11 protein-coding genes are annotated in these 14810 nt (G+C 32.9%); 9 read left to right on the top strand and 2 right to left on the bottom strand.

The window, feature by feature from the left end; all coding sequences use genetic code 11:
• Nucleotides 1-72: 72 nt before the first annotated feature.
• On the bottom strand, nt 73-999 hold the full coding sequence (locus FLACHUCJ7_RS15355; protein WP_180909497.1) for a helix-turn-helix domain-containing protein: 927 nt from the start codon (nt 997-999) through the stop codon (nt 73-75).
• A gap of 83 nt (nt 1000-1082) precedes the next feature.
• A complete protein-coding gene (locus FLACHUCJ7_RS15350; protein ID WP_180909496.1) occupies nt 1083-1466 on the bottom strand; it encodes a DUF7793 family protein in 384 nt (127 codons plus the stop codon).
• Nucleotides 1467-1718: 252 nt separating this feature from the next.
• On the opposite strand from FLACHUCJ7_RS15350, the gene FLACHUCJ7_RS15345 reads away from it, so the two are divergent.
• From FLACHUCJ7_RS15345 to FLACHUCJ7_RS15305, 9 genes are all read left to right on the top strand, one after another.
• Nucleotides 1719-4145, top strand: coding sequence for an aminotransferase class I/II-fold pyridoxal phosphate-dependent enzyme (locus tag FLACHUCJ7_RS15345; protein ID WP_180909495.1), 2427 nt, complete (start codon nt 1719-1721; stop codon nt 4143-4145).
• Nucleotides 4146-4179: 34 nt separating this feature from the next.
• Nucleotides 4180-5016: an RteC domain-containing protein gene (locus FLACHUCJ7_RS15340; protein WP_317170920.1), complete on the top strand. Its 837-nt coding sequence runs from the start codon at nt 4180-4182 to the stop codon at nt 5014-5016.
• Between the two features lie 286 nt (nt 5017-5302).
• Nucleotides 5303-5593, top strand: a complete 291-nt coding sequence (locus FLACHUCJ7_RS15335) for a helix-turn-helix domain-containing protein (RefSeq protein ID WP_180909494.1) — start codon at nt 5303-5305, stop codon at nt 5591-5593.
• Between the two features lie 141 nt (nt 5594-5734).
• Nucleotides 5735-6667, top strand: coding sequence for a transcriptional regulator (locus FLACHUCJ7_RS15330; protein WP_180909493.1), 933 nt, complete (start codon nt 5735-5737; stop codon nt 6665-6667).
• 200 nt (nt 6668-6867) lie between these two features.
• Entirely contained in the window at nt 6868-7491 is a 624-nt protein-coding gene (locus tag FLACHUCJ7_RS15325; RefSeq protein ID WP_180909492.1) for a P-loop NTPase family protein, read from the top strand.
• Between the two features lie 121 nt (nt 7492-7612).
• Nucleotides 7613-8242 carry a hypothetical protein gene (locus tag FLACHUCJ7_RS15320; protein ID WP_180909491.1) on the top strand — a complete coding sequence of 210 codons (630 nt, stop codon included), beginning with the start codon at nt 7613-7615 and terminating at the stop codon, nt 8240-8242.
• A gap of 457 nt (nt 8243-8699) precedes the next feature.
• Nucleotides 8700-9788: an AAA family ATPase gene (locus FLACHUCJ7_RS15315; RefSeq protein WP_078227716.1), complete on the top strand. Its 1089-nt coding sequence runs from the start codon at nt 8700-8702 to the stop codon at nt 9786-9788.
• Between the two features lies 1 nt (nt 9789).
• Complete coding sequence (locus FLACHUCJ7_RS15310; protein ID WP_180909490.1) at nt 9790-12150, top strand: S8 family peptidase; 2361 nt, start codon at nt 9790-9792, stop codon at nt 12148-12150.
• Between the two features lie 52 nt (nt 12151-12202).
• Entirely contained in the window at nt 12203-14767 is a 2565-nt protein-coding gene (locus FLACHUCJ7_RS15305) for an nSTAND3 domain-containing NTPase (protein ID WP_180909489.1), read from the top strand.
• Nucleotides 14768-14810 lie beyond the last annotated feature (43 nt).

The following is a 14810-nucleotide window of genomic DNA, read 5'->3' as shown; positions in this document are numbered from 1 at the left end:
CTGAATTACAAAACAATAACACTTGTCTTTTCGGGAGCAAAAAGAGGCAAAAACGGAGAAAGTGAAGACTGACTAACCTAAATCGCTGGATAAAAAAGGAAAATTGGTTTCATTTCGTTTCAATTCATAAGGCGAAATGCCAAAACGTTTTTTAAACGATTTTGAAAAATTCGGGTAATTAGAAAAACCATTCATAATAGCAATGTTTTTCAAAGGAATAGCAGTATGCTCGATCATAAAATAAGCCCTTTTCAAACGCTCCTCATTATAAAACTGATAAATGCTAGTCTTAAAAAAATAACGAAAACCAGCTTTGAGTTTATGCTCATTCGTACCAAATTGGCGAGAAAGTTCTTTTAAGGAAGGAAGTGGTTCATTAAGATGAGCTAAAATATAATCATACAACTTTTGAATCAATAGCGCATCCGCCTTTCTAGTCTTAAGAGAAGGATCAGCATCATAGTCATAAGCCAAAGGACTATAAGAATCTTGGCGTACGGGAGTAACCAAATTCAATATAATTTCTGAACGATGAACTAACCAGCCAATACTGCAAGAAACAGAAACCAACAAACCAGCTTTAGTAGTAAAATCCAGGGCAACCGGCATAGGCGATGAAATAGAAGCAGCACGCACATTTTCAACTCGTTCCAAAGAAGAGGGGCTAAGAATACAGCCTAAAGGTTGGTAAAGCAATTCAGATTCCGAATACCCTAAAAAAGAAGTGACTTCAGGTGTAAAACTTTGAATAAACAAAACAGCATCCAAAACAAAAGTAGTTTGCGAAACAAAAGAATACGAATGATGCGTATTAACATAGCCCTTATGAAAAATAGACTCCTTCATTTCTTCAGCAACCATATTAATCAAAACAACAAGCGTTTCCAATTCGTCATCATACGAACTCAAAGGAATACGGCTATTAAAATTACCACGAGCCATTTCAAACAACATCTGGTGCATGCTAACAATGCGCTCTTGGTTATGCAACCTCTCCATAACTTAAAATAAATTCAATAAAACGAAGCACTAAGTACTCTCCAATCACTAATCACTCCTCACTAATTACTAATAACTACTAGCTATAAAAACCCCTTCAAATAAACCAACGCATCTGCTTCTTTAGTAAAAACCTGAGTAGGTACAGCAGATTTACTAATCTCCAAGTAAAAAGTACTAATCGTCATCAATACTTTTTCATGGACGAGCAAACCAACGGCACTGGTCAAAATTGACCCTGATTGAGCTAAATAATCTCTGCCACACTTTTCAGTACCAACAATACCACGGGTATCGCACAAAATAGGAAAAGAACGCTCATTTTGAAATCGAATCCTGTCATTCACAACACATTGAGCAACCTTCAAGTCAATAGTCAAGTTAGCTTTATATTCAAAGTAGAGAATACCATATGCAATCCAAAATCGCGAATAGTCATTCTCATAAAAGTCATGAGCTGCAATCATCTTTTATGAATTTAGTAGGTTTATTTAACAAAAATATAAACATTTCATAACACAGCGATTGTCAATTCGGGATTATTTGTTGTGTTTTGAGTGTTTTTAGTATTTCGTTGTCAATTCGGGAATTTGACTTGTCAAATTGGGAGTATTGAATTGGGAGATGAAAAAACTTTCATTTTTTATAGTGAATTTTAAATCTCAATTATAAAAAGCTGAAACGATTCTTTATAAAAATCCTATCTAACCAACAAACAAATGGCGAAAATTAAACACAACAATTTCATCGATACCGTTGATGAAGTTTTATCAGGAGCAAAAAAGGAAGGCATTTTGCATCTCTATGCAGAAGATAAAAAACTAACAGGCAGAACCATTCAAATCAAAGGAAAAGAAATGTATCATTTTGGAACGACTGGCTATCTAGGCTTGGAACAAGATGATAGAATTAAAGAAGCGGCCATTCAGGCTATAAGGGATTACGGCACACAATTTCCACTATCAAAATCATACATTTCGCATCCGCTTTATAGTGAATTAGAAGACAAAATAGAACAGATGTACGGCATTCCACCGATAATTACCAAAAACAGTACACTGGGTCATTTGGCTATTATTCCAACATTATTGAGAGACGAAGATGCAGTGATTATGGATCATCAAGTGCATTGGAGCGTGCAAAATGCTTGTCAATTACTCAAACTAAGAGGAATTCCAGTAGAAATGATAAGACACAACAACCTCAACATGTTAGAAGAAAAAATAAAACAACTATCTTCTAAATGCAATAAAATCTGGTACATGGCAGACGGTGTGTATTCCATGTTTGGGGACTATGCCCCTATTTCGGAATTAATGGAATTGACAAAAAAATACAGTCAATTGTATCTCTATTTTGATGATGTACACGGCATGAGTTGGAAAGGTAAAAACGGAACAGGATTCGTTTTTGACACCATCAAAGAACTTCCAGAAAATATTGTAGTAGTCGGAACATTAAGCAAAACCTTCGGAGCCAGTGGGGCTACAGTATTCTGCAAAAACCAAAAACTCCGTAACAAGATTAAAAACTTTGGTGGCCCCTTAACCTTTTCTGCCCAATTAGAACCAGCCTCCGTTGGAGCGGCAATTGCTTCAGTAAAAATCCATTTATCTGCTGAAATTACAATCCGTCAACAAGAATTGGCGGATAAAATTGCGTATTTCAATCAATTGCTAGCAGTAGAAAATCTTCCTATAATTTCCACAAACGATTCCCCTGTTTTCTTCTTAGGCATGGGAACACCAGTTTCAGCTTACAATTTTGTCCATCGTTTGTTTAAAGAAGGTTTCTTTCTCAATTTAGGGATTTACCCAGCTGTTCCAATCAAAAATACTGGAATTAGGATTACTCTGTCAAGCCACAATCACAAACAAGACGTTAAAGAACTGGCAGAGGCAATAAAAAACCATTATCCAAAAGCATTAGAGGAAACAAACAATAGTGATACAAAAGTGAGGAAGGCTTTCGGATTAAGTTGTGAGGATTCGCTACCTGTAAATAGATTGAGTAGCGATGAATTAACAATAGAAGAAAAAAGCACAATAAAAGATATTTTTAAATCAGATTGGAATAGTTTGATGGGCAAGAACAACATCTTTGATTGGGACGGTTTGCTGTTTTTAGAAAAAGCATTCAAAAACAACCCTGACCAAAACAACAATTGGGAATTCTTCTATTATACAATTAAAGATAAAAACGGCAAAATCCTGCTAATGACATTTGGCACCCATAGTTTATGGAAGGATGATATGTTAGCCACAGAATCAGTTTCCAAACAACTGGAAGAAATCAGAAAAACAAATCCATTACACCTAACGTCTAAAGTAGTAAGCTTGGGTTGTCTTTTCACGGAAGGAAAACATTGCTACATCAATCAAAAAGAGGAATCGGCTGAAAAAGCGGTGAAAGTACTATTAGAAAAACTAGAAGAAAAATACAATGATTTAAAAGCAGATATGCTGGTTTTAAGAGATTTTGAAGAGAAAAACAATTGGAACAAAATAATTCAAGAACAAGGATATTTCAAAATCAACATGCCAGAATCCTGTGTATTTAAAGGAGAAAAATGGCTAGAATATGATGATTTTTCAAAAGTATTATCGCCTCGTTCCCGAAAGCATTTCAATAAGGAAATCAGACCATTTGAAAAATACTATCAGGTAGAAATTAAAGATAGCCTGAGCGACTTAGAAACGGAAATCGTATACCAACTGTATGTTAATGTAAAAAATAATAATTATGCAATCAATACATTTCAATACACCAAATCCGTTTTTGAGGATATGAATACGTGTCCAAATTGGGAATTCATTCTATTATACTTAAACACAGAAGAGGATAATCCTTTAGTAGGTGTCATGTTTTGCTACAAAAACCAAAACCACACCTACGTACCAGAACTAATTGGAATGGAGTATAAATGGGCAAAAGAATTCAATTTATACCGACAACTATTATTTCAAACTATCAAAAGAGCAAACGACCTCAACTTTCCACAAGTCGATTTTGGAATTTCAGCTTCTTTCGAAAAAAGAAAACTAGGTGCTGAAATTATTCCTAAAGTTGCCTATATCCAGGCTCGTGATAACTATACCATGGAAGTGATGAATACGATTCAAAACGACTATAAGTCTATATCGTAAAATATTTTTAACCTATTTGTAACTAATTTTTTTTATGATGTTTAAAAAGACAATTGAATCATTTAATACAAATTGTAACGAAATTTTAGAATCAAGTGATACAATGCTCAATAAAGCCAGTAAAGGAATCATATTGTGTAATCAAACATTATCCAGTTTTAAAGAGATAGTGGACAAACGGGATTTTAATACGGTTCCGGAAGAGATTGATTTCTTTAAAAATAATAAGCCAATTCCAATGAGTTTATTGATTTTCTTTACCGAAGTTCGCTCCTGCGAATTGAGAATGCCTAAAGCTGGAACAACCTATAAAGTAGAATTTCTACAAAAAGAACTACGTAAAATAAACAAATTCTTTTATAAAAATGCCGACTTTGTACATTACATGGAACAGGGATATAGTTATTTAGATCATCAGTTCTTTACCAGAAACCATCGAAATAATTTCCCATTCACCCCAATGACAGATTATTATCAGTTTCCAGAATTTTCAACAGCACAAGACATGCTTTGGGCAAAAGTTAAGGCAATGTATCGTTTTATACATTACATCCGTCAAGCCTTAAAACGCTTGAAAGTAGATGATGCCGACATTTTTGAAGAAAAGAAACACAAGGTAATCGTCTGGACAGGACCAAAAACAGCATTGACTGAGTTGATTTATGCCTTATTCTCTAATGGAGCAATCAATCATGGAGCAGCAGATATAAATTTAATCACTTCATCATTTGAAGATTTTTTCAATATAAAATTGGATAATGTGTATAAGACATACACCGAAATAAAGGCACGTAAAAGCAGTAAAACCAAATTCTTGGAAGAGTTAACACTTAACCTTCAGCAAAAAATGGCGAGAGAGGATATAGAGTAATGGCAGTACTACGAAAACAGGAAGCAGTAAACCCTAATAAAACAAGGGGTTTACTGCTTTTTTTTTATGGCGAATAAACTACTACAATTGTGCATAACATCATTTCTTTTCCAGAATAAAAATCAAATTATAACAAATCAAAATAAGGGAGTCAGCAACTACGGGACTTACTTAAATTTTGATGTTAAATTTTATCGGTACTACGAAACGTATTGGGATAAAATCCAATAAAATAGAAGGTATTTTGTAATCGTAAAACAATTAATACCAATTAAAATCAAATCCTATGACACTAGAAATCCTAACAAAAGAAGACCTTCAAGAATTCAAAAACGAACTTCTGGCAGATATCAAAAAAATGGTAAAAGCGGAAGATAACGTAACTTCAAAAAAATGGCTCAAATCAAAAGAAGTCATCAAGCTATTGAACATCTCTCCAGGAACACTCCAAAACCTCCGCATCAACGGAACCCTAACCTACACCAAAATCGGCGGCACCCTCTACTACGACAATGCCGACATTGATAAACTCCTAAACACCAACAAAACAAACGCAATACCAACGCTTTTCAAGTAAAGTGGTGATTGTCATACTGAGCTTGTCGAAGTACCTCCTGCGAAGCAGGTCAACTCTTGAACGCAGTTCAAGCAAGACTAAACACCATTCACTACTCACTAGTTACTATTCACTAAGGACTATTCACTAATCACTAGCAAAATGAACTACATCAAACACCTAACTGGCTTCTTCGAAAAAGTAGTAATAGATAAAGCACTAAATCCAACCCATGTCAGCCTCTATATGGCCTTATTTCAATTTTGGAACTGCAACCGCTTTAAAAACCCAATAAGTATCAATCGCGATGAGGTTATGCGAATAAGCAAAATCAGTTCCAAAGCAACCTATCACAAATGCCTGAAAAACTTGCACAGTTTGGGGTACATCAATTACGAGCCATCCTACAATCCATTCAAGGGGAGCCATGTTATTTTATTCAATTTTTCCGAAGATCTAAAACCAGCCCAAAAAAGTGAGAGAAAACTAAAAAATGAACCGCTTATTGAATCGGTTTCAGAACAAGCGCTGAACAAGTCTTGTACCAGTAGTGAAACAGGTACTGAACAAGCAGTAGTATCTTCTATAAACTATATAAACAATACAAACATTTTAAACGATAAAAACGTTGCAAACTTGAACGAGCAAGCAAAAAATTTTGAAGAAATAAATAATTCAATTTTAAAAAATGAAACTGAAGAAAAAGAAAAAAGTTCCGCGAAAAAAGAAATGTTTTCAACATTCGCCGACTCCAATAAAAATCAAACAGAAAAAGGTTGGCAAAAAGACGAAAGTTGTCACACTGAACTTGTCGAAGTCTCGCATAATCAAAAATCAAATCCAGTTATCGAAGAAATCAAATCCTATTTCCAACAAAACAACTTCCCAGAACTCGAAGCCCAAAAGTTTTTCAATTATTTCTCCAGTGTCGGTTGGCTAGTCGGCGGAAAAACACCCATGGTCGATTGGCAAGCAGCAGCACAAAATTGGATAATAAACAGCGTCAATTTTAAAGACAACACCACCAATTCACCACCAATCCGCCCTCAACACCTGAACACAACAACCGATAAAAACTATGCCGAACCGCTCTAGAATTCCCCTCCTTTGGAGGGGTGCCCAAAGGGCGGGGTGGCTAATCTATGACCCAATACCAAAAGTCAAATTGACGAAGTAAAACAAAATGTCCTCTTTGCTTTTAAGAAAATAGAACACACAGTTTACCACAATCTTTGTCATCCTGACGAAGGAAGGAACCCACAAGAAACTAAACCTTTTCCCTTCAAACGACCGTTATGAAAACAGAAATAAAATCCCACTACAGCTACCCCGAAGTAATCAATTGGCTCGAAAAAAAAGGCATCGAACTATACGGCAATCATTTCAAGATTCTTGAAACCGATTACCCAATCGTTTACAAACTCATTGCCTATTTCCTGAAGGATGAACCAACATGTTTTCAATACGGAATAAATCTCGACAAGGGAATATTATTATCAGGTCCAATTGGCTGTGGCAAAACATCATTAATGAACCTAATGAAATACCTAACAGCAATCGAACATAAGTTCTTCGTAAAGCCCTGTCGAGACATCAGCTTTGAGTTCATCCAAGACGGCTACCAAATCATCCACAAATACAGTATCAGCAAACTCTACCACTCCGAACCAAGAACCTATTGCTTCGACGATTTAGGCACAGAAAACAACCTAAAGTACTACGGCAACGAATGCAATGTGATGGCAGAAATAATCCTGTCAAGATATGATCTTTTTATCTCCAGAAAAGTAAAAACCCACATAACAACCAATCTATCAGCATCAGAAATTGAAACCATGTACGGCAATCGAGTCCGCTCCAGATTCCGAGCCATGCTAAACCTCATCGCTTTCGACAAAAACACACAAGACAAACGCTAACTGTCATTGCGAGGAACGAAGCAATCTCTCATCAGTGCAAGTATATCCATACTTAATCGAATAGCACCTAGAACATTTCAAATCAACGAATAAACAAATTAACGCATCAACATATAAACATATGAGAAAAATAAACACCTTCTGGAACTGGTTCCAAGACAACAACCAAACCATCAAAAACCTTAGCAGCGAAAATCCAAAAAACCAAAAACACATCTGCTTTTGGCTAAATCGGCATCTAGGCTTTTACTGCAAAGAACTAGACTTTATGATAGTCTTACCAAAAGAAGAAAAACAAAAAGCAGAACTCATTATTACAGCAAACGGAAATCCGGAATACTTCGAACAAGTAGTACAATTAGTAAACAATGCAACTGTTTTAAGAAATTGGAAATTTACGGCATTCATCCAACCCACAGAAAACATAGAAAAAATTATAGAGGGATTAGACGAACCCTATGTATTCCCAGAAATAACAATTAAAAGCAGTAAAATCAAATTCCAACCACTCAACTATGACGAAGAGTCAAAAAAACTAGATATTATTATTTACTTAAAAAACTATAACATACATTGCTGCACCAAAACATGGCAACAAGCCATTTACATAATCCTCCAAGATGTATTAGGAGAAAAATCACCACACCAAAACATCAATTTTGTGCAGCTGGCAAAAATGCCAAAACAAGTTGAAGAATTGATTGAACTATATGAATTGCAGTTTTACATAGATGAAATAAACAAAAAATAACTTTCGGCAATAAACCCAATTTACTGCCAAAAGCTAACTAATATTCTATTTCGTAAAACACTACAAATTCTGTAGTAAATCGCAAATGAAATACATAAAATTTTGTCCCAATTATTTACCAAATTTGGGACAAAATAAAACAATAAGAATTATTAAATTAAAAGCAAATAGTTGTATTTCATAGTTGCGTTATGAGTTTTAAAATCAAAATACAACTATGAAATAAGAGTAATAAACAATTAAAATCATATAACATATCGCAATATGAAATATTTGCATCAATTATTAATTAAAACTTGATATGAAATCCCAAACAACTTTAATCACGCTAAACACTTATTTTACAACGTTTTTAAATAATTAAATTACGATTTAATAAAATAATATTACGTTTTTATGTTTTTGTATTACACTTTTAATTATATTTGTATCACAAAACCCAAATAAATTTACGTCAATGTATACTGAACTAATAAAAATAATTGAAGGTGGATTGAATAATGATCATAAAAAGGTGATTAATTACTCCAATCATTTAGCAAAAAAATTGAGAGATGATGGAGATAGTAAATTAGCAGACAAAATTTTGAAAACAATTCAAGGAGCTAAAGGCATGCCGGTTTTTAAAGACCAATTATTTGATGCGCCTGTAGATAATGACACAAGGCTAAATATTGCAGACATCATATTGCCTCAAGATATAAAGTTTGACATAATGGTTTCTGAGGGCATTGTTGAGCCAATAAACAATTTTATTTCTTTAGTGAACTCCAAAAATGAGATAAAAAGTAAAGGTTTAGATATTAATCTATCTCTTTTACTTTATGGTCCTCCAGGTTGCGGAAAGACAACATTAGCCAAACATATTGCTAAAGAGCTAGATATTCCAATTGTTGTAGCGCGTTTTGATTCTTTAATTTCTTCCCTATTAGGTAATACCGCTAAAAACATTAGGAAATTATTTGATTATGCAAAAAGCAAACCTTGTATTCTGTTTTTAGATGAGTTTGACGCTATAGCAAAAGCGAGAGACGATAATCAAGAAACCGGAGAATTAAAAAGGGTAATTAATAGTCTTTTACAAAATATAGATGAATTCTTAGAAACAGGGATATTGATTGCAGCAACTAATCACGAACAATTGCTAGATAGTGCAATTTGGAGAAGATTTGAAAAAGTCGTAAATGTTAACAAACCAAATTCTGATGAAATAAAAAATCTTGTAGAGAACTATTTTGATAAAATTGGTTCTGATTTAGCGACAGATGACAAAAAGTTTGAAATGGTTAAAACCTATATGAGCAATTTATCACATTCTGAGATTATTAAAATCATTAATAGTGCATATTATAATTCAATCATAAAAAAATCAGTTTTTGAATATGAAGATATCTTTTCTGAATATTTTAAATACAAAAACAACAACAGATTTCTTCCAGAGGAAATGATTAAGTTTTTAAACGAAAGTCATATACCACAGAAACAAATAGCAAGTTATTTAGATATTTCAATAAGACAAGTTAGGAACGCTTTAAATGTAGAATAAGATGGCAAAGAAGAATTTACCAATTAAGCTTTTTCAAAAAAGGCAAAAAATTGACGACAGAAGAGTTGAAGGTGGCGGTGGAGATAATATTCCGAAATGGGAGTTGTCTGGGCAATTACTTGCTGAAAGAGCAGAAAGTTTCATCGAACCTATTAATGAATTAATTGAGGTATTTCAAAAACGTAATACTTCAAGAAGTTTTATTCCTGCTACGTTGAAAATCGATATTGATGACAATGCTATTGCTAAGTCACATAGAAAAGACATTCAAAAAATTTTCAATGGTAAAATAAGTAAAAATAACATCATTGGTTTTTTGGACTCAAATAGTGCTATTGTTAAGGTTGATAGTGTTGAAGAAGGACTACAAATTAAAAACAACATAGCTAATTATTTAAAAAATCCGAGAGGTATTTCTGCTATTGAGTCTATTGAAGTCTTCAAACCTTTTATAGTAGATATTGAAGAAAACCAAGCAGTCAAAATTTCATTAATTGACTTTCTAAATTATGAAATAAACAATGCTGTCAAAACAGCTTTTGTTAAATATTGCAAAGAATTTAATATTGAAGCAAAAGAAGTAAATTATTCTCCAGGATTAATAATATTTAAAATTAAAAATGCTTCACAAGGAGTATTAGATAGTATTTCAGATTTTGAAGCTTTAGAGTCTATAACTTTTATGCCCAAATATCAAGTGGAAACAGATAGCATGGAATCTGAGAATACTATTGATATAAAAATACCAACAGAAGGTGTTGAATACCCAATCGTTGGAGTTTTAGATACAGGTGTATCTAAAAATCCATATTTAGCACCTTGGTTATTGGATGATAAATTCTCTTCATATCCTGACGATTTGATTGACCCAATGCATGGTTCATGTGTGTCTAGTATAATACTTTATGGGGATCAATTACAAGGTAAAAATTGGACAGGAAATACGGGTTGTAAAATTTTTGATGCAACAGTATTTCCTGATCAAAAGCAAGAATCAATAGATGAAGATGAATTGGTAGAAAATATTAGAGAAGCAATAAAGGAAAATAATCATATTAAAATTTGGAATTTGTCATTAGGCACTGCTGCTGAATCCGACATCAATGATTTTTCTGATTTTGGAAAGGCTTTGGACGATATTCAATTAGCAAATGATGTCATTATTTGCAAATCTACTGGGAATTGTAGAAATTTTGAAAAAGGTCATCCCAAAAGCAGAGTGGCAAGGTCAGGAGATTCAGTTCGTTCTTTAGTGATTGGTTCGGTTGCTCACTCAAAAAACACACATGATATAGCAGATATTAATCATCCATCACCATTTACAAGAATTGGTCCTGGTCCAGCAAATAGTATCAAACCTGACATAGTGTCATTTGGTGGCAATGCAGGGATGAAAGACGGTAGAAGAATTGAAAATGGAGTAAATGCTATTTCTCACAATGGTAATTCAGTAAAAATTATTGGGACTAGTTTTGCTACACCAAGAGTAACGTCATTATTATCAGAGTTAAATTTTAAAATTAATGAAACTTTCAATCCTACTCTTTTAAAAGCTTTAGCCATTCATTCTGCTAAATATCCAACAGGAATAAGTCTTCCAATTAGTGAAAGAGTGAATCAAATGGGATTTGGTATTCCTGATTCAGCTGATGAGATTATTTATAATGATCCACACGAAATAACATTGATATTGCAGGAAAACATTACTCGTGGCGAATTCATTGAAATATTAGAATTTCCTTTTCCTGAAAGTTTAGTTGATGATGACGGCTTTTTCTACGGCGAAATTAAAATCACATTAGTTGGTCAACCAGTATTGAGAGAAAAACAAGGCGCAGAATATTGTCAATCAAATTTAGAGTTAATGTTTGGCACTTATGAAAATATAAAAGAACGTGACACAACTAAAGCTAATATTCTCAATGAAATTGGTCCAGACGACACACAGAATGTTTTACTTGATTCCAATTATAAAAGCGCACATATAAAAGATACCGAGAGCGAGTATGCACGTGAAAGAGTATTGCTTAATTATGGAAAAAAATACCAACCAGTTAAGAAATACTCTGTTAATCTAAGCGAAATGAAAGATGCTAGACAACGTGATAGTTTAGCAGGAAACAGAAAATGGTACGCTAAAATTAAAGGAACTTATAGAGATTTTGCCGAAACATTAGCTATTCAAGATGGTGAAGAATTAAACCAAGATTTTACGCTTATCGTAACCATTAGAGATACAAAAGGTCAGAAGCAAGTGTATAATGAAGTGTCTCGACTTTTGGCTGAAAGAAACTTTTTACACTCAAATATTAAAATAAGAGAAGAAGTTAATATAAGAATTGAAAACGAAAAAAGAGAATAATTGAAGTTATAAATATCAAAAATTGTGTTACTTATTTAATAAATGATTTACAATGATAACAGCCATAGAACAAGCACTACAAAGATGTAATCCAGATAAATTTGCAAATTTATGTCGCCTATATCTTGCATATAGATTCCCAATAGTAAATGCTACAGGTTTTGTTGTTGGAAAAGAAAAGTCAAAAAAAGGAACACCTGATAATTTTATTGCTGAAGGGGATAATTTTATTTTTAATGAGGTTACTACAATTGATAAAAAGGCACTAGTAGCAAAGCTCAAAAAAGATGTTAAGCATTGCTTTATCCAAAAAGATATACCCATTGCCAGTATCTCTAAAATTATATTAATCTGCAACCAAGAAATTACAACAGCAATCCATAAAGAGATTTCAGATTACAAAAAAACTTTTCATAATATAGCCAGTATAGAACTGATTGGTATTGATGCTTTTGCCACAATTATTTTTCGGGATTATCCTTCTATTGCGAGAGAATTAGGACTAACTATCGACTCTGGACAAATATTAGAAATGAGTGATTTCATCATTCAATATGAAAAGTCAAAGTTTGCTACTCCATTATCCAATGCTTTTTATAATCGTAAAAATGATTTAAAGAAAGGTTTGGAACTTTTAAAGGTTTCAGATTATCTTCTAATAACAGGTCCAGCGGGAATTGGTAAATCAAAATTCTCAATAGAATTAGCATCAAAATTCAATAATGCTAATCCGGAACATATTGTAAAATATATTAGAAACAATAACCAGTTGATTTGGGAAGATCTAAAGGTTCAGCTGGTTAAAGATAAAAAGTATTTGATTGTTATTGATGACGCAAACAAGTTAAAAAGCAACTTGTCCTCTATAATTCATTTTAAGAATGAATTCGAAGATGGCTCGCTTAAGATTATATTGACAGTAAGGAATTATGTAAAAAGAGAGGTTGAAAGTGAACTTAAAAATTACGAGCAGATTGAACTGAAGAACTTCGACAAAAAAGAACTTGCCGTAATACTCCAATCTCCCGAGTTTAATATTACAAATTATTATACGGATAGAATATTTTCAATTTCGAAAGGTAACCCTAGAATTGCATTAATGGCTGCAATAGCAGGTATTAAGGATGTCCAGAAGTTAAATAAGGCCTCATATATCCTTGAAGAATATTTCTCCTCAGCTAATAAAAGTATTAAAGATGATAAGACATTACTAAGAGTAGCTGGGATATTAAGTTTATTTAGATCAATAGATGTTGCAAACACAAATCAGATTGAAGAAATATGTTCTAGGTTCGACATCCCAACACATACCTTGATTGAAAAATTATCGGCATTAGTCGAACATGAATTAGCAGATGAATTTCAATCCACCTATAAGGTTGCAGATCAAATATTAGGAGAGTATATTTTTTATCTCGTTTTTATTAAAAATAAGGACATCCCATTTATGCTATTATTAGATTTATATTTTGATGAGCATAAGATATCATTAACGAGGTTGCTTAATCCAATTGTCAGCAATTATGGCTTCAACGAAATAAAACAGCTCATTATCAATGATATAAACACAAAATGGAATTCATTAAAGCACGATAGAGAAAAAGCAATTAGATTCCTTGATAGTTTTTGGTTCTACCTGCAGACCGAGACCTTGCTATTTGTAAACGAAATAATTAATTCTCTAGAATCGATTAATGAAAATAATCTAAAATTTGAGATATATAAAGACAATCACATAAAATCGTATGACGACAAAATAATTAGCTTATTAGTGAATTTTCATAATGTTCCCGATAAATTTGAATTGGCATTAGAATTATTAATTAAATATGGTCTATCAGACCCAATAGTCTTTACCAAGGTTCTGAAGGCTTTTCAACAATCCTTCATATATGAAAGATTCAGCTATGAGCAACAATATAGTTCACAAATACAACTATTTAATTTTCTTTATTCAAAAGCAGAAACTAATCCAATACTATACTCGAAGATAATTCTCTATATAGCAGACAAATTTATAATTGACAGCTACCACTATAATGAAGGAGGTGACGGTCGTACAATTTATTTTGGTCAGATGATTGTAGTATTAACAAAAGAACAGAAAGAATTTAGAACTAAATTGTTAAATTTTATATTTAGCTGTTATCAGGATGAGAGTCTCAAAGATGCAGTATATAATTTTTTTGAACGTCATCATTACTCACATGGGCGTGAGAAGGAAAAAAGAGTTCTTGTTTTTGACAAAAATCTAATTACATCCTTTTTTATATCAAACTTCACAACAGATTCATTTAGAGAAGCCAATATTGTTAAAAAGTATCTGCGAACCTATGGCTGGTCAAAAATACGGTACAGAAAAGAAGTAAAGAAACTTCTTAAAAATAAAGATTTTGTCTTATGGTCTAGTTTAGATAAAAGATATGATAGAGAGATGCCATATCTCGAAGAATATAGAAGTTTTACTTTTGAAAACTACAATGATTTACTATCTTCAATTGAAAGAATTTCAAAATATAGCGATGGTAGCAACTCCTGCCTAGATTCAATTATCGGCCCAGTATTGCAAATTCCGGTTATATTGATCACCCCATTCCGTTTTAAAGTGAGCACCTGATTCCAGTTCAAAATGACCACCTAATTCCGGTGCAAAGTGAGCA

The organism is Flavobacterium salmonis, assembly GCF_903819435.1.
Taxonomy (GTDB): Bacteria; Bacteroidota; Bacteroidia; order Flavobacteriales; family Flavobacteriaceae; genus Flavobacterium; species Flavobacterium chungangense.
Note: the sequence above shows the minus strand (reverse complement) of the source record. Positions and strands in the feature narration are given on the sequence as shown.